The organism is Vibrio sp. GJ43-1 (assembly GCF_055808835.1).
Window position 1 is genome coordinate 302,833 of the sequence record NZ_CM147885.1, and the last position, 16,700, is coordinate 319,532.

Genomic DNA, 16,700 nt, shown 5'->3' on the forward strand with positions numbered 1-16,700 from the left:
TAAAATTAAACTAATATAACTTTGGTTCCTTGAGCCTCAATGGATTTTACCACCTCAGCGTTTGCATCTTTTCCTGTAATAACAATATCAATATGTTTACTTTCGCAAAATAACATGCTTAGGTTCGTTGACCAATCTTAGAACTATCCACAACAACGACTAGTTTATCGATTTGCTCTAACATTTGTTGTTCGGCGACTGCTGTTAACATATCAGCCTTGTACAAACCCACATCCGTCAAACCTTTACCTGACGTAAACATCCAGTTTCCCGCATACCCTCCCAATGAGTTAGGCGCAGGGTTTAAAAAGATGTTTTGGGCTTTGTTATATTGACCACCAATGATGATGACATCATCGTGATCTTCATTAATTAAGTAACTGGCGAGTGGAAAGTAGTTGGTAACAATCTGCACATCACTACCACACAGTTGCTGACCCAGAAGGAAAGCCGTGGAACCACAGTTGATGACAACGCTGTCACCCGACTGGCAAAGATCAGCCGCGGCTTGCGCAATAGCTGACTTTTCTTCATAAAATTCAGTGCTGTTGATGTTAAGTGGTGACCACTTTCTCTTCTTACTCTCAACGCGTTCTGCGCCATTTCGCACCTTTCTCAGCTTACCTAGCTCATCCAGTTTGGCGATATCGCGCCTTGCCGTTGCCGGAGAAACATTAAAACTATCAATAATGTTCGCGACGTTGATAGTTTGTTTATCTTCTAACAACGACAAGATGCTGTTGTGTCTTTGGACTTCATTCATATCTATCACTCTCTGAGTTGCCATGACAACTTTGTGATTACTTGTGATTTGTTATGATTCTAATAATCACCCGTCTGATTGTCAAACCTGCAGCTTATAAAAATAGGGTATGAATCACACTATTTCATAACTCTTTGTTTTTAATGGAGTTGTTTGTTTTAACGTGATCGCAAGCCCATTTGAATGCATTCACTCAGTCAATAATTGATATAAATCAAAATAATCACAAGTACGCATTGAATGATTACTTGTGATTGTTAAAGTTTATCCCGTGAGCAAAAACAAGATAGCACTACATCCTACACATCATTAAAACTACAAATTATATAAGGGTAAAGATATGGAGTTCTTATACGACATCTTCTATATTTTTTACAGTCAAGTAATGACCAAGGCACCACTGCTACTCGGTCTCGTTACTTGTCTTGGGTACATTCTTTTAAAACGAGACGCGACAACCATTATTTCCGGTTCAATCAAAACCATCGTTGGTTTCATGATTGTACAAGTCGGTGCGGGCACACTGGTCGCTGGCTTCAAACCCGTCATTGAGAAAATGAGTGAAATTCACGGGCTAACCGGCTCAGTGATTGACCCGTACACCTCCATGATGGCAACGATGGAGACCATGGGTGACAACTATTCATGGGTAGGCTACGCGGTGCTACTCGCGCTGGGTCTGAATATTCTCTTAGTCGCCTTCCGCCGCTATACAGGCATTCGCACCATCATGCTGACGGGACACATCATGTTCCAGCAAGCGGGTCTGATTGCGGTATTCTATTTTGTGCTTGGCGCAAGCATGTGGGAAACGATCATTTACTCAGCAATCCTGATGGCATTGTACTGGGGTATCTCGTCTAACATCATGTTTAAGCCGACCCAAGAAGTCACGGGCGGCGCTGGTTTCTCTATTGGTCACCAGCAACAGTTTGCCTCATGGATTGCCACCAAAGTCGCGCCGAAACTCGGTGATAAAAACGACAGCGTTGACCATGTAAAACTGCCAAAATGGCTACACATTTTCCACGATAGTATCGCTGCAACAACCTTAGTCATGACAGCGTTCTTCGGTATTATTCTGCTTTCTTTTGGCCTTGATAATCTTCAAGACATGGCAGGAAAAACGCACTGGTTTATCTATATCTTTGAAACTGGCTTGAAATTCGCGGTGGCGATTCAAGTTATCGTCACTGGCGTACGTATGTTCGTAGCCGAACTGTCCGAAGCCTTCAACGGTATTTCACAACGCCTTATTCCAAACGCGGTTCTCGCCATTGACTGTGCGGCTATTTATGCCTACTCGCCGAATGCGATGGTGTTTGGTTTCATGTGGGGTGCGGTAGGTCAGTTTACCGCTGTGCTTGCTATGCTCGCGTTTGACGCACCAATCATGATTATCCCAGGCTTTATCCCAATGTTCTTCTCCAACGCGACCATTGGCGTCTTTGCTAACCACTTTGGTGGCTGGAAAGCGGTCATGAAGATCTGTTTCGTGATGGGGATTATCGAAGTCGTCGGCTCTGCTTGGGCCATCCATATCTTCGCTCAATCTGGTACTGAGTTTAACGGCTGGATGGGCATGGCTGACTGGGCATTAATCTTCCCGCCTATCATGCAAGGTATCTCTAGCTCTAGCTTGTTCTTCTTCGTCATCGTCGCGCTGTCTGGTGTGTACATGTACTTCGCCTCTAAAACACTACGAGCGGAAGAAGATGCGATGGAAACCGTCACGGCTGTGACACCTGAAGGCATTGAAATTGAGGTCGCTGCGCCAGTTCAATCTACCGCCACTGCCGACGCTCCACAAGCCAGCGGTAGTACGACACAAAAACCCGTTCGTGTCCTCGTGTGCTGCGGCTCAGGTCAAGGCTCATCAATGATGTGCTCTAAGAAAATTAAAGAGTACTTGGACAAGAGAGGCATCCCGAGCTCGACCTTTAACAGCGCGATTACCGACTACAAATCACACTTGGGTTCATTTGACATCATCGTCACCTCTGTTGCTTTGGCAGAAAAGATTACGGGTCTACCAGAAGGTAAACAGCAGTTAGCCGTGAAGAATATGATCATGGTGAAAACATTTGGTGACGAGCTGGTTTCAATTATTGAAAACAACTTCCATAAGTAAGCGACGACGCATCGCTTAATGAAAACATAATTTACATTACTATCTATAACTAAAAATACGACTCGGAGACCTGTTCTCCGAGTCCATAAAAATAAAATATCTATGTGAGGCAAGCAATGAACTTAAAAGAATCTCTTCTTCAGAACAACGCTATTTTACTCAATGCCAAAGCAACAGATTGGCAAGCTGCAATCAAGCTTGGCACCGACGCATTAGTCAACGCGGGCGTTGCTGAAACCCGCTACTACGACGCCATCATTACCGCCATTAAAGACGAAGGTCCTTACATTTGCATTCATGATGCCTTTGCTCTTCCCCACTGCCGCCCTGAAGACGGCGTAATAAAAACGGGTTTTGCTTTAACTGTCTTAGACACTCCGGTCATCTTTGATGGTGTTGACGATCCTGTTGACGTACTTATCACTCTCGCAGGTAAAGACTCTGAGGAGCACATCGAAGGCACCATGCAAGTTGCCAACCTTATCGAATTTGATGAGGATTTTTCCAAACTTCGTGCCTGTAAAACCCCAAATGATGTCGCGCAATTAATTGATGCTGCATTAGCGGCCGCAGAGTAAGGAGTCCTTATGTCGCAATATCAAGCACTAAAACAGAGAGTACTGACCGCTAACCTTCAGCTGCCAAAATATGGCTTAGTCACCTTTACTTGGGGAAATGTTTCCGAGATTGACCGCGAGTTAGGCGTCATTGCCATAAAACCCTCTGGCGTAGAATACGAAGATATGTCCGTTGATGACATTGTGGTCGTTGATTTAGAAGGGAATCGTCTTGAAGGCACACTAAACCCGTCGAGCGATACCGCGACGCATATCGAGCTTTATCATGCGTTTCCTCAGATTGGCGGCGTGGTTCACACGCATTCAAGAAGCGCGACCATTTGGGCGCAAGCTGGCATTGATATTCCAGCATTAGGCACCACACACGCCGACTACTTCTATGGCGACATACCTTGTACTCGTAAGCTATCTAGCCGAGAAATAGCCGGAGAATACGAGAAAAATACCGGGCTTGTTATCGTTGAAGAGTTTCAACAACGTCGTATTCAAGCGATGTCGATTCCAAGCGTGATTGTCGCAGGGCACGCCCCTTTCTCTTGGGGAAAAGACGCGTCAGACGCTGTACATAATGCGGTGGTTCTCGAAGAGATTTCCGCGATGGCATTAGCGACACGCTCACTCAACAGCGGCATCAAAATTCAACCTGAGCTGTCTGATAAACATTACCTAAGAAAGCATGGTGAAAATGCTTACTACGGTCAAAACTAGCCATAGCGTTGGGAGGTTCGATGTCTCAAATAGAAACGGTATCTCAAACCGAGTCTCAAGCCGAAACTAACTATCAAGTACTTGCGCTTGATTTAGACGGGACCGTGTTGACCGATGACCATACCATTCAGCCTGAGGTTAAACAGGCGATTCAAGATGCACAGAAAGTCTGTCATGTCGTCATCGTAACGGGTCGTCATCATACTGCGGCAAAACCCTACTACGATGAACTCGGCTTAACCACGCCGATCATCTGCTGTAATGGCACCTACGTGTACGACTACCAGACAAAACAAGTACTTGAGCACAACGCGATCAACAAAAAAACGCGTTGCGGTTCATCCAACTGGCAAATGACTTTCAAATGAAGCTCGTCATGTATGTCACCGATGCCATGACCTATAGCAGCAACACGCCCATTCAATACATGCAGCAACTGGAATCATGGGCAAGACAATATCCGCAGGGGCAACAACCGAAAATCCGAACCATAGACTCGTTTAACGAGCTCGCCGAACAAACCGACTATGTATGGAAGTTTGTCGTCGAAGGTGACGTCAGTTCGGTTCAACGTCTTGCAGACAACCCTTGGGTGTCACAACACTTTACTGGTGAGCGCTCTTGGTCTAATCGCATCGATTTTGCTGCCAAAGGCAATAACAAAGGCGCACGCCTTGCCCGCTATGTCCAACAACTGGGGTTCACCGCTGAGCAAGTCATTGCCATCGGTGACAACCATAACGATATTTCCATGCTTGAATTCGCAGGCCTGGGCGTTGCAATGAAAAACGCCGACGATACGGTGAAATCCAACGCTCAACTCACCTGCCCCACTGATAACAACCATGACGGACTCGCCCGTCTCATTCGTGAAAAAATTAAAGGATAAGTAAGATGACTAAACCAATGATCCAGATCGCCCTAGACCAAACAGACCTTGAATCGGCTATCGCGGTTGCGAAAAACGTCGAAAGCTTTGTTGACGTCATCGAAGTCGGTACCATTCTCGCGTTTGCTGAAGGCATGAATTCGGTCAAAACACTGCGAGCTAACCACCCAGACCATATCTTAGTCTGTGATATGAAAACCACGGATGGCGGCGCGATTCTCGCTAAAATGGCCTTCGAAGCTGGTGCTGACTGGATTACCGTCTCTGCGGCCGCGCACATCGCCACTATTGGTGCATGCAAAAAAGTAGCAGACGAACTAAACGGTGAAATTCAAATTGAAATCTACGGTAATTGGACCATGCAAGACGCACAAGCTTGGGTTGACCTAGGCATTAGCCAGGCCATCTATCACCGCTCTCGTGATGCAGAATTAGCAGGCGTGGGCTGGACAGAAGAAGACCTCGTGAAAATGCGTCAGCTCTCCGAGCTTGGTATCGAGCTGTCTATTACCGAGCGGCATTGTGCCAGAAGACTTGTACCTATTTGAAGGCATTAAAGCCAAGACCTTTATCGCAGGCCGAGCACTGGCTGGCGACAAAGGCAAAGAAACGGCTGAAGCGCTACGCACTCAAATCGACCGTTTCTGGAACTAGGAGAAGACTGCATGTTTGAGATGTTGCAACGACACCGTGTGGGGTTATATGAAAAGGCACTGCCCGATCATTTCTCATGGGAACAGAAACTCAAAGAAACCAAAAGCCTAGGCTTTGATTTTCTAGAAATCTCTGTGGACGAGTCCGATGAAAGACGCAGTAGGTTGGATTGGGATGATAAGACCATCTATGAGTTAAAGCGGTTGTGTGAAGACAACGCTCTGCCGTTGCAATCCATGTGCTTAAGCGCGCATCGCAAGTTTCCATTTGGTTCCGCCGACGCGACCATTCGCCAAGAAGCCGCGATTCACATGGAAAAAGCCATCACACTGGCCTACAAACTGGGCATCCGGACGATTCAACTAGCAGGTTACGATGTTTACTATGAACCTAGCTAACCAAGAGACGCACCAACGCTTTATTGATGGAATGAAGTTAGCTGCAAAGATGGCAGAACGGGCTGGGGTGATGTTGGCTGTAGAGATTATGGACACCGACTACCTCAACTCACTCAGTAAGTTTGAAATATTGAATAGAGAGGTCAACTCTCCGTATTTTACCGCTTACCCTGATGTGGGGAACATTTCAGGCTGGAATTATGACATTTGCACTGAGCTTGCCTTGAGCGTGCCGCATATTGTACAAATCCACCTAAAAGACACCTACAAGGTCACCCCTACTTATCAAGGTCAGTTTCGAGATCTCGTTATTGGTGAGGGTGACGTCGATTTCAATGCCATTTTTGACACGCTAAAAGCGACACAATGCGTGGTCCCACTGGTCATAGAGATGTGGGCCAAAGATGACAATTGGCGCACCAATATTCAGCAAGCACAGGTTCGTCTTAATGAAGCCTGCAGCCATGCTCAATTGCCGTTGTTATTTAACCAATAACGGTTCGAGCGTGAGTCTTAACACCGGGTGTTATTGGCATTATTTTCATTTAGCGCAGTAACACTACTCCCCTTCAAAGCAGCACTTTTATTGGTGCTGCTTTTTGTCATCTATTGACAACGTAATATCAAAGCCTCAGAGTGAAGCCCCTAAATTATCCGACGAGTAGTTACGTATGAATTCACTTTATTTTCAACTATTTTGGCGTGAAAAACATGGCGTCATGCTTGAAGTAAACGGCGTACCTGATCTCCCTAAAAGATTGGAAGATGAGTTCACTCAGTGGATAAATAACCGTAAAAAAATCATGAGCTTTGAGGTCAATCTACAGTCTTGGGTCAAAGTTAATGAAGATGGCTCCAGCACGCACATCGAATTAAAGCCCAACGGTACATTGACCGAGAAAGCCCTATTTACTGAAAAAAATCTCGTTGGACAGTGGAAGGTCGTGGATGGCGTATTGCTGATGAGAGTCGCCGATAACGCCACCGTCGTTGAGTATCAGGTGGTGGGTAACCGTAGCCACAACATTCACTGTGGCGTGGTACACATCGACGGTGTTGTGAACAACTATTGCAAGTTTGTTCAAGTGAAAAATACGCAATAGACTTAATGATCGCCATGACACATAACAACAATTCATTCCGAGTTGTTAACACTATATATGCAAGAAATAACGAATGCTTAGTTAAGCGACATACCCAGTAAATTAGCACACTCCAATGGACTTTGGGCCGACAACACTATTCGTTCCGGTGTCTGTTTGAGCGTCTTGTAGACAAGCTTATCTGTCTTTCGTTTCCATCTACTTTGCTTAATCCACTCAAGCAACTCAAGCCATGTTAATCAGTTATATAGATCTTACCCGTTTACACGAGAGAATTGCAGAATAAATCCTTGTAGTCGTTTTTGTAGCGGTAATGTCCCTAGTCGCTGACATTGACACAATAACGAACTAAAAACCAACCGAAGAAACCCTATTCGTCATCGGAATTCGCTTGGCGAGCCATGTAGTTTCGAATCACCAAGTCGAGCTGATACACCAGTTCGAACTCTTCTTCTGGGCGGCTTAGGAGATCATCTAATTTCTTGAGCGTGCTTCCCTTGGCAACTGGTCTTCCTGCGGCTTTTCGTTCCATTTCTGTGGTTGGTAATAACTGCAATAAGCTGACATCCAATGCCTTGGCTATCGCACACAAGTCCGAGAACGTCAGCTCGCTGGTGAGTTCTCGATTGAGCTTGGCATAAACACTGCTTTTAGGTAAACCCGACTTCTTAGCAAGATCAACGCGACTCCATTTTGCGGCAGCGAGGGCAAATTCAATTCGCTCAATGAGCATTCCGCGCAATTCAGGATCCGAAAATCCAAAAAACTCATAACCGTCTGAATCCAGTTCCATGTCCAAAATACCAAATTATTATCATTAACATGTCCAGATTTTAGACTGCCAAACCGTTAACTTAAAGCCATAGACAATGAATATGCCGCGTAAATCGCATTAAATCATCCAGTAACTGAGGTATCCCGCATGAAAACAACACTTTTATCGCTTCTGATTGCCAGTGCATCTTTCACCGCCTACGCCAATACCGCAGGCGACAACCTCCCTTATTTTTCTGGAGAACGGGAAGCGGTTCAATCGGGGGCACTGTTACTTGATATGTCTGGTCAGTCTGATCAACAACTGGCGAAAGCCTTATCCGAAATGGAAAGACTGTCACCAAACCCAATCGTTATCGAAGCCGCTGAACGTGCGATTAGCAATAACCGTAAACTCGCGCCTGAATACACCAAAATGATGGAAGCCCAAGCCAAGTTAAAAGGCGTGTCTGTGGCGACCTTGTTTGCTGCCGCCGTCAATACCGATTGGGTTGTGAATGAAAGCATCAAAAAAGGCACGGCTGACACCATTTCAGGCTGTACCACGGTCGCGTTCAATAATGGCATTGTTGGACAAACCAATGATTTGGCGCTCTCTGCACTGACCGACCACACCACTCTAGTAAAAACTGATGACAGCCTATTTGTCGTGGCCGATGGCGCACACTTTCAAGGCATGGGACGTCATGTCGGTATCGTTCTTAACTTCCTTGGTGAACCATCAGGGAAAAGCGGCATCGACGCCGATAACCTCGTGACTCATGACGCGATTTTTGCGGCTGCCGTGCAACAAGAGCGTGTAGAAGATGTCATCAATATGCTGAAACCCTACAGCACTATTGTGGCGCTAAACTTCACGGTGGTCGATGACAAAGGCGCGAGCGCCGCTATCGAGATCAGTGCTGACGGCATAAACGTCATACATGGCGAGCGTGGTGTCGCCCATGCCAACCATAACCAAGATTTTCGCCAACAGATGAGCCAGTTAGAAACCGAATACGAGATGAATACGGCGTTCTTTGACACGTTTGCACGCGAAGATGCCGCCAATCTATTTTTGGATTATTCGCAAGAGTTGAGCGTTGAAGGGATGCAATATCTGTTTAATCAACGTCCAATCAATCTCACGAAATATAACGATAAAGATTTTGTGACCGTTGAAGCGATGGTGTTTGATGTGAAGAACGGCTGTGCGTATGTGTCGGGTGATAATCCTCGATTCAGCGATTATACAAAAGTGTGTTTAGATTAATCACTGAAATAACTAGGCATACCTGAGACAGAAATAGGTTAATGCTGATGCAAAAAATGGCGATGTTGCGTTATCTTCATCGCCATTCTTACCTATCCATCACTGATCTCTTATAGCTTGAAACTTACAACTTACAACTTACAACTTACAGCTTTGTCATATCCAACTTGCGCCCTAAATGTTCAACGTCAACACTGGCATAACCTAGGCGAATGGCTTCAAATTGTTTGCTCATTTCTAACGCTTGCTCAGCATCTTTTGCTAACACGGAAACCAAATACACTGGACGCACAACATTGCCTTCTAGCGCCTGAGTATGGATGTAAGACGAAGACACTGTGCCCACTTGATTAAGGGCGATAACGCGCTGTAAATCAATCCCCAGCACACGGTCAATTTCCATCGGTTCAATCCCCGATTTCCACGTCAACGTTAGGCCATAATGATTATCTTGAGGTGTGGTGTCTAACCACTTATTGCCCATCACTTGCACACGACCAATTTTAACGAGGTTCGCTTGATAAAGCGGCAGTTGCGCAAGTTCAGCACGGATGTCCGCCTCGCTGTCACCTTCCATGACAAAACGTAACAAGGGCGTATTTTCTTCACCTATTTTACTATCTGTCACAAACATATCTTTGACTCGTCCGCTGTCAATAAACGCCTTAAACGCTTGCTTTTGTTTAGGCATCGTTTCCAACACTTGGTAAATATCTTGTGTATTCCACTTTAGTTCGACACCAAAGTCTTGCGCCGTAGCAAGGCTTGGAAACAAGGCAAGAGTCGCGATGCTTACGATGATTTTTTTAAATAGTTTCATAACTTTACTCTCTATAGATTATTGTTTTAATAAGGGTTAAACGCTTACCAACGAGCACGGTAAGAGCGGTGGCAGCTACGACACGTCGACTCTGCAGATTTAATGGCTTGTTTCGCTTTTTTTGCATCTTGATGTTGAGCAGCAGCCAACAAGCTTTGATACCCATCATTCATTTCCAACATCAAACGCTCGAATTTTTCCGGTTTTTCCCAGACGTCAGACTTTGCTTTGCCCCCTTCATCGCTTCCGGCCACAAACGCGTTAGACACCACATCACTGCTTGCCACAAGCTGTTCACTCATTACCAGCAATGCCGCCCAGTCCGTCTCATCGCCATCTATCATTTTCGCTGCGGCTTTAGTGTTTGACTCAATGTCTGAAAACGCAGCTTGTCTTTGTTCAATACTATTTTCTGATGCCATGGCACTCGTTACTGTCACGTTGCTTGCGACTATAACTGCCGCCATTAACCATTGGCTAAATGGTGCAACGCGTGTCGCCTGAACGGATTTCAAGCTTAATTTCTTTATCGTCATCGTCATTCTCCTGTTCATCATGTGAGTTTTCCTCATCGCTTGAACATTAATTTACACAACAATAGTTGCGTAAGCAACTATTGTTGTGTAAATTAATCAAAGTTTTTACGAATGAGATAAAAAAATGAAGAAAATCAAAGTATGGGATTTAGCGACACGCCTCTACCACTGGACCCAAGCAATAGTGTTCATCGGGTTACTGGTCACTGGCTTCTCTGGAAACGGTCCTCACCTACAATTAGGGCTGGTATTGTTTACCCTAATCACTTGGCGAATTAGTTGGGGAATAGTAGGAAGTGAAACCAGTCTGTTTCGTCAGTTTATGGCCTCACCTCGTAAAGTGTGGACGTATCTGAAGACAGGACGCTATTCGCAACCTGGTCATAACCCACTGGGGAGCTGGATGGTATTCACTCTGCTCGCTAGCCTGTTTATACAATGCGTGACGGGCATGATTCTCGCGGGTATGTTTGATGGGCTTGAGGCTGTAGGAATAGAACTACCTGACATCGTTTATGTCGGCGCAGAACAGATACATTTACTGTTAGTGGATCTGCTGCCACTGCTCATTGTATTGCACGTGGGCGCCGTCTTAATTTACAAGCTTCGCGCTAAACCCTTACTGTGGGCGATGCTTTCTGGCTACCAACAGTTCGCAGCCCATCACTTAATCTCACAACCTAACATCGTCAGTAGTCGTCGCGCATTAGTCGTGCTAATCGCGTCATCATTAGTTACTATGGCAATAGTTGCAATTTCAATGGTGTAAATATGGAACATAAATTCGATCGCCAAACGAGCTTTGGCTGGCTGTTAAATGTCGTCGCAAATCACGCGTCGAAAGAGTTTGATAAACGCTTAAAAGAAAAAGGGTTAACACTAGCCCTGTGGCCTACTTTAATGTGCTTGTGGGAAAAAGAAGGGATGACGCAGCGAGAAATCGCGCAAACCTCAAAGGTAGAAAGCTCCACGACAACACGAACACTCGATAAACTTGAAACACTCGGTCTGGTTGAGCGCCAAGCCGATCCAGAAAGCCGCCGTTCGTTTCGGATCTTTCTCACGGCTGAAGGTCGAGCACTAAAAAATGAAGTGATTCATTTGCCTGTTGAAGTCAATCAGCAGATGCTTTCCAGCCTCAATCCTGATGAGCAAAAAACCATCATTGGCCTGCTGCAAAAAATGGTGGCTCAGGTTTAGTAGCTTAGGTTTAGGGGCTAAATTATTGAGATAATACTAATGACATGACCTCCCATATGATGGGAGATCATGTTACGTCAATATGGCGTGTCAATTAGCCTTTAAGCTCAGATAGCTGATCAGAGAACCAAATCTTGCGCTGAAAACGCGGGTTCTTAGAGGACATATCGATCTTATATGGGTTTTCTTCTTCTGAGCGCTGCGGGATCGCTAAAATCTTGCTGAGCTCCTGTGCCAAGTACTTCTCGATTTTTAGCACCACCATCTTCTTACGCAGACGGCCTTGCTCGTCGCGGTTAAGGATAGTTGGCATGGTATTCAGTGTTAAAATCTCACCCAGTGCTGGGTGAGACATACGCTCACGCCCTTCAGTACTGGCGTAGAAGTGTGAAACCGTAAACACCATATTCTCAGGTTTAAGCTGCTGTAGGAACTGACACGATTTCACCACGGTTGAACCCGTACGTACCATGTCGTCAAACAGTACGATGCTCGACTTTTCTAGCCCTTCAAAGGTGTCTTCACTTTCTTTGTGCAGGGTGATTTCCACTTTACGCTCAGCGGTACGCTCTTTATCCAACATGATGAATTTGGCTTTGCTCAAACCAATTCTGTTGTACATCTCTTTGACAAAGTCGCGCGCCCCTTTGTCTGGCGCACAAAGTACCAAACCCTCACCGTCTGGGCCGTAGTTCAACATGTTAGAGTTAAGCAGGTAGTGCGCGTAAATCTGATAAGGAATGAGGTTATAGAAACGTCCACCAAACACATCGCCAAACATCTTCTGTACCGAATCAGAGTGGTTATGTACCGTTACCACATCATCAACGCCAGACAGCTTTAATAACTGCGCATACAGCTGTGCGGTAAACGGCTGACCATCAAATTTCTTAATGTCCGAAGCCGAACGCTCACCACCTGTGTCGCCAAGCCCAGGGCGGGCACCACGATCTTGAGCAGAGAAGAACAGATCAGGCTCCACCAACACCACACGACTGGCACCATTTTCTTTGGCAGCGCGGGCAATAATAAAGTTATGCATCGCCAGCTCTTGACGACTGGTAACCAAGTTGCCAGTACTGACGATGACGACAGTCTTACCGTCTAAACTATTGCCGATATTGTCCATATCGTCTTCATCGGAAATAAAACGCGGGCAAAATTCGGTGTTCATGAAGTGTTTCATACTGATGACATCTGAAATGTCTTCATGCTGCCCCATCGCATAGGCGACATCGATGGCAAATGGGTTATCGGAAGAGTTACTAACAATCACTATATCGCTAGATAGTGTGTTTTGGCTGCTCATGGCATTCCTTATTAATTCGGAAAATGAGTGGGTTGTGATGGGGGTATTCTAGCGGTAAAGCGAGCAAAACGGCAGAGGGAAATCCGAGTTTGTGGTAAAGGCTTGTAAGTAATGGCTTGGTATTGTGGTTAGGGTAACCAGTTAAGAGAGCCTCATTACTTTCATCGGAAGAGCTACCGACGGCTCTTCCGATGAAAGTAACATTACCATTCCGCGCTGGTTACATCAGCCGCTATAGATGGAACTTACCCGGCAAAGCATAGATTTGTGGAATATCCCTATCCCAACTCTCTAAAGGACGGCCCGTACACTGATAAACTCGGTAACCTTGGAAAGTTTCCATATACCGAAACTCAGTGTCCGCCCCTGGACAGGCAACATCCAACGCTTCTCTTTCTGAGGCGTACTCAGTCAACCCTTTTTGTATAGGACCATCGACCAGCCAGTTCTCATTTTGCTTGTCACGCCATAGTACGGCAAACGCTCGACGTTTCTTTTCCTCTACTTTTTTCGATTTACCAGTATCCTTAGAAGTCTTTGCTGAAACACTCTTCGTGCTAGCTGAACTCTTATTATTACGCGCTACCGAATGATTTTTAGTGGTAGACTTTGATGCAGATGAGACGACCACAGGTGTACTTTTCGAACTCGTATTCTTAGATGGAGAACGCGTAGAAGCCACTGAAGTGGACACATTTGATTGCATACCTGTCTTGGTTGATCGTACTTGGGATTTTTGAACTGCATCGTTGAGCAACAGGCGCTGCTCTTGCATCATTTGATCTAAGCTTTTCCCCGCGCCACCTGAAGAGCTAGAAGAATATGACGATGAATTAGCGGCATATGCACTGCCTACCTCTGCAACCATCCCCAAAGCTGTATTTGTCGCTCCCACGACAGAATTATTCAATGTAATTAGGACGTTTTCTCCATCGTACATTTCAGGGTCATTTTGAGAGTATAAGCTATCCAATTTATGCAGGTACGTTGAAGACACCTGTGCATATTTTTGATTATTTCTTTTAGCTACAATGTCGAGATTCTTAATCGCATGATAACGGTAACCGCTTGTATTAATACTCTTACTTTTGTTTTTCGTATGTATAACATAGTCTTTGAGCTGCTTTTCTGACAATGGCGCAAACATATCTTTATGTGCCGTATAATTCCGTGAAATTTCGTATTCTATTCTATCGTCAGCTGGCTCATAATAGATGGTTTTCTGGTTTTTCTTATCGATATACGCATATTCCCAGTTCATTACTGCTTCAACTGTCATTCCAATTTTTACTGTACAATCCTGATTGAACTCTGAGATTCTCGTTATCCTAGCGCCATGAACTCTAGGTCCCAAAATCACTGTAGTATCATGCCACCTTTTCTTTCCGTTATACTCTAACAACGAAGTATAACTTGCTTGGTGAACCCCATTAACGTAGTAATCATTGAGCACAGAAACTAGGCGGTCATAACCGTAGCCAAAATAAATTGATTTTTGATAGGAGGCATCACATAAGTTCCAAGTCTTATATTCGGTAAACTGACAGTCATTAAAACGACTTTTATACTCGAAACAGCTATAGAGTGTATTATCAACCCAGCGTTTTATTTCTTGGTCGTAAGCCTTATAAAGCGATTTGGTTGGTGTCGATGTATTCTGCAAAGGCACGGCCGAAATTGGCATAAATAGCTGCCATTGATAGTCACCTTTAAATAGTTTCCATTCTGGTGTTGGCGCTGCTTTACTACAGCCGCTTATACTACCTACAACCCAAAAGAGACTGGCAAAAGTAACCAATAATTTTATCTTTTTCATCTTCCATATCAGTCATTGCTCATCCTATTTGACGAACAAGACCTGATTCCTACTTAACATTCCATGTGACCCATTAGGCTAGTAGGCGTATGTTGTTTTCGCTTATTTATAGTTAAAAAACACTACATAGCTAACACTTTTATGTTCAGTATCCGCCTTTTTACTCCTACTTTAAACTGGTCACCAATGCCCTGCAATCAGCGAGGAGACCATATATGGCCCTTTAGTCACTTCTCGAAGGCAGAAGAATGAATTCACACTTATCAACTAATCTAAGCCGTACTGGCTTAAGCAAGAGCTGACAGTTTTGCCCTGGGGTTTAACCTTGGTTTATAAGGTACGACAGAATCGCTTGGCGATCACAAGGTATGGCTGATATACCTAAATAATTTTTGGACAAAAGTAAGTTAGGTTAGTGACTCTAATTCATGTTCAGTAGATTAGAATAAGTATCATGAAACCGTCTTTCTCGATACATTCTTGGCTGTTGGTAAATAAGAGATACGGTCGTTGTTCTCATATGACACATCCCAAAAGTCTCTCCTGTTTGTACATTTGGGCATCCCTCCTTCCATAGTGACCAGCAGATCTAGAGAGAACGCTAATATGTGTCAGTAACAGCCTTCAATTTGTTCTTGCAACCCCAATAAAAAGTACATAGATTTTCATCAGGGTTTCCCAAGTTGCTTTCATTTTCAACATCTAATGGCACGACAGAATCAAACTCTAAGCAGTTACTCTTATCAACTGCGTTATATGTCACATTTCTTATAGACTTACTATTACACTGGACTATTAGCAGATACGCCAGAATATTTCGATATATAGCTATTATCACCTTCAATTTCAGATTAAGCACAGCCAATATGACCAATCATTCATTGCACCTAGTTGCATTTGGCTAATTTGATACTTGCAACGGCAACTGTGACTAAGTAGGACATATCACCGATGAAAACGAAATTCCCCTCCAAAGCTTTTGATTTCTAGCAATTTTTCCCTATCGTATCGGTTTTTACCAACGAGGATAAATTTGTCATGCAAATGGAACAATCAAAGGTCAATGATGCTTTTAACACATACCTAAACAGCCTTACAAAACCAGATATCAGCGAGCTGCAAACAAGGTTTGTACAAAACCCTATAGTCTGTCTTGCCGACGTTCTTCCACATGAACTATGGCTGAAGTTATGTGATGATGCGTCTAAGATCGTGAAGCACCACGGCAAACGAAAAAGCCTCACGATAGGCGAAACATCAAATACTGAACGTAAAATGGTTACTGTGGGCAACACGCTATGTCGTGACAACTCCGCCCTCATTGCTGCAATTTACGACTCCAAGCCATTGAGAAAGTTACTGTCAGTAATAGCCAATGAAACCGTTCACCAATGCCCAATTGAAGAAGAGCAGATTGCAATATCTTTATTAGAAAAAAAGGTGATACCCATGGCTGGCACTGGGATGATTTTAGTTTTGGTCTTGTTTGGTTAATAGACATCCCTGAAGCCTCTTGTGGCGGATTTACGCAATGCATTCATAACACTACATGGGACAAGAAAAATCCGGCCGTTTATGACGTTATTACCAACAACGCGATTCAGTCATACCACTTCAACACCGCTGGTTTCTACTTCTTTAGATCTGGAAGTACGCTCCACCGAGTTCACCCGCTAACAAAAGACTCTCGTAGACTAATCGTCAATATGGACTGGGCTTCGACGACAGATCTTCAAAAAAATCATCAATCGAAACAACACTAGATATTT

The 16,700-nt window shown here is 44.6% G+C and carries 12 protein-coding genes and 5 pseudogenes; 11 read left to right on the plus strand and 6 right to left on the minus strand.

All coding sequences use genetic code 11. From position 1 onward, the window contains the following. Positions 1-5: 5 nt before the first annotated feature. Positions 6-763 (minus strand): annotated as a pseudogene (gene ulaR, locus AC0L66_RS18665) (HTH-type transcriptional regulator UlaR). A gap of 340 nt (positions 764-1,103) precedes the next feature. Here ulaR and AC0L66_RS18670 point away from each other — a divergent pair. From AC0L66_RS18670 to AC0L66_RS18700, 7 genes and pseudogenes are all read left to right on the plus strand, one after another. Continuing rightward, a complete protein-coding gene (locus tag AC0L66_RS18670; protein WP_265675431.1) occupies positions 1,104-2,894 on the plus strand; it encodes a PTS ascorbate-specific subunit IIBC in 1,791 nt (596 codons plus the stop codon). Positions 2,895-3,010: 116 nt separating this feature from the next. Continuing rightward, positions 3,011-3,472 (plus strand): PTS sugar transporter subunit IIA, encoded by a 462-nt coding sequence (locus AC0L66_RS18675; protein WP_265675430.1) that lies wholly within the window; start codon positions 3,011-3,013, stop codon positions 3,470-3,472. Positions 3,473-3,481: 9 nt separating this feature from the next. Continuing rightward, positions 3,482-4,180, plus strand: a complete 699-nt coding sequence (locus AC0L66_RS18680; protein ID WP_265675429.1) for an L-ribulose-5-phosphate 4-epimerase — start codon at positions 3,482-3,484, stop codon at positions 4,178-4,180. A 20-nt stretch (positions 4,181-4,200) separates the two neighbouring features. Beyond that, a pseudogene (locus AC0L66_RS18685) lies at positions 4,201-5,069 on the plus strand (pyridoxal phosphatase). 5 nt (positions 5,070-5,074) lie between these two features. Continuing rightward, positions 5,075-5,723: pseudogene (locus AC0L66_RS18690) on the plus strand (3-keto-L-gulonate-6-phosphate decarboxylase UlaD). A gap of 11 nt (positions 5,724-5,734) precedes the next feature. Next, positions 5,735-6,617 (plus strand): annotated as a pseudogene (locus AC0L66_RS18695) (L-ribulose-5-phosphate 3-epimerase). A 175-nt stretch (positions 6,618-6,792) separates the two neighbouring features. Continuing rightward, positions 6,793-7,224 carry a hypothetical protein gene (locus AC0L66_RS18700; protein WP_473570356.1) on the plus strand — a complete coding sequence of 144 codons (432 nt, stop codon included), beginning with the start codon at positions 6,793-6,795 and terminating at the stop codon, positions 7,222-7,224. Between the two features lie 370 nt (positions 7,225-7,594). Here the strand turns inward: AC0L66_RS18700 and AC0L66_RS18705 are convergent, their stop codons facing one another. Continuing rightward, entirely contained in the window at positions 7,595-8,017 is a 423-nt protein-coding gene (locus tag AC0L66_RS18705) for a helix-turn-helix domain-containing protein (protein ID WP_473570358.1), read from the minus strand. 129 nt (positions 8,018-8,146) lie between these two features. On the opposite strand from AC0L66_RS18705, the gene AC0L66_RS18710 reads away from it, so the two are divergent. Next, complete coding sequence (locus tag AC0L66_RS18710) at positions 8,147-9,250, plus strand: carcinine hydrolase/isopenicillin-N N-acyltransferase family protein (protein WP_473570360.1); 1,104 nt, start codon at positions 8,147-8,149, stop codon at positions 9,248-9,250. Positions 9,251-9,395: 145 nt separating this feature from the next. Here the strand turns inward: AC0L66_RS18710 and AC0L66_RS18715 are convergent, their stop codons facing one another. After that, positions 9,396-10,070 carry a hypothetical protein gene (locus tag AC0L66_RS18715; protein ID WP_473570361.1) on the minus strand — a complete coding sequence of 225 codons (675 nt, stop codon included), beginning with the start codon at positions 10,068-10,070 and terminating at the stop codon, positions 9,396-9,398. A 44-nt stretch (positions 10,071-10,114) separates the two neighbouring features. Further along, positions 10,115-10,627 carry a c-type cytochrome gene (locus AC0L66_RS18720; protein ID WP_473570363.1) on the minus strand — a complete coding sequence of 171 codons (513 nt, stop codon included), beginning with the start codon at positions 10,625-10,627 and terminating at the stop codon, positions 10,115-10,117. Between the two features lie 112 nt (positions 10,628-10,739). Here AC0L66_RS18720 and AC0L66_RS18725 point away from each other — a divergent pair, with 112 nt between their 5' ends. Both AC0L66_RS18725 and AC0L66_RS18730 read left to right on the plus strand, forming a co-directional pair. Next, entirely contained in the window at positions 10,740-11,375 is a 636-nt protein-coding gene (locus tag AC0L66_RS18725; RefSeq protein ID WP_265675517.1) for a cytochrome b/b6 domain-containing protein, read from the plus strand. Between the two features lie 2 nt (positions 11,376-11,377). After that, positions 11,378-11,806: a MarR family winged helix-turn-helix transcriptional regulator gene (locus AC0L66_RS18730; protein ID WP_265675418.1), complete on the plus strand. Its 429-nt coding sequence runs from the start codon at positions 11,378-11,380 to the stop codon at positions 11,804-11,806. Between the two features lie 94 nt (positions 11,807-11,900). On the opposite strand, the gene AC0L66_RS18735 is transcribed toward AC0L66_RS18730, so the two are convergent. Together AC0L66_RS18735 and AC0L66_RS18740 are read right to left on the minus strand one after the other, a co-directional pair. Beyond that, complete coding sequence (locus tag AC0L66_RS18735) at positions 11,901-13,115, minus strand: phosphoribosyltransferase family protein (RefSeq protein ID WP_265675417.1); 1,215 nt, start codon at positions 13,113-13,115, stop codon at positions 11,901-11,903. A gap of 232 nt (positions 13,116-13,347) precedes the next feature. Next, positions 13,348-14,931, minus strand: a complete 1,584-nt coding sequence (locus AC0L66_RS18740) for a hypothetical protein (protein ID WP_473570365.1) — start codon at positions 14,929-14,931, stop codon at positions 13,348-13,350. Positions 14,932-15,975: 1,044 nt separating this feature from the next. Here AC0L66_RS18740 and AC0L66_RS18745 point away from each other — a divergent pair. Beyond that, positions 15,976-16,694 (plus strand): annotated as a pseudogene (locus AC0L66_RS18745) (HalD/BesD family halogenase). Positions 16,695-16,700 lie beyond the last annotated feature (6 nt).

What these genes read in the sequence shown, in the direction of transcription:
- AC0L66_RS18670 (WP_265675431.1), top strand. Translation starts at nt 1,104, where the DNA reads ATGGAGTTCTTATACGACATCTTCTATATTTTTTACAGTCAAGTAATG.
- AC0L66_RS18675 (WP_265675430.1), top strand. Translation starts at nt 3,011, where the DNA reads ATGAACTTAAAAGAATCTCTTCTTCAGAACAACGCTATTTTACTCAAT.
- AC0L66_RS18680 (WP_265675429.1), top strand. Translation starts at nt 3,482, where the DNA reads ATGTCGCAATATCAAGCACTAAAACAGAGAGTACTGACCGCTAACCTT.
- AC0L66_RS18700 (WP_473570356.1), top strand. Translation starts at nt 6,793, where the DNA reads ATGAATTCACTTTATTTTCAACTATTTTGGCGTGAAAAACATGGCGTC.
- AC0L66_RS18705 (WP_473570358.1), bottom strand. Translation starts at nt 8,017, where the DNA reads ATGGAACTGGATTCAGACGGTTATGAGTTTTTTGGATTTTCGGATCCT.
- AC0L66_RS18710 (WP_473570360.1), top strand. Translation starts at nt 8,147, where the DNA reads ATGAAAACAACACTTTTATCGCTTCTGATTGCCAGTGCATCTTTCACC.
- AC0L66_RS18715 (WP_473570361.1), bottom strand. Translation starts at nt 10,070, where the DNA reads ATGAAACTATTTAAAAAAATCATCGTAAGCATCGCGACTCTTGCCTTG.
- AC0L66_RS18720 (WP_473570363.1), bottom strand. Translation starts at nt 10,627, where the DNA reads ATGATGAACAGGAGAATGACGATGACGATAAAGAAATTAAGCTTGAAA.
- AC0L66_RS18730 (WP_265675418.1), top strand. Translation starts at nt 11,378, where the DNA reads ATGGAACATAAATTCGATCGCCAAACGAGCTTTGGCTGGCTGTTAAAT.
- AC0L66_RS18735 (WP_265675417.1), bottom strand. Translation starts at nt 13,115, where the DNA reads ATGAGCAGCCAAAACACACTATCTAGCGATATAGTGATTGTTAGTAAC.
- AC0L66_RS18740 (WP_473570365.1), bottom strand. Translation starts at nt 14,931, where the DNA reads ATGAAAAAGATAAAATTATTGGTTACTTTTGCCAGTCTCTTTTGGGTT.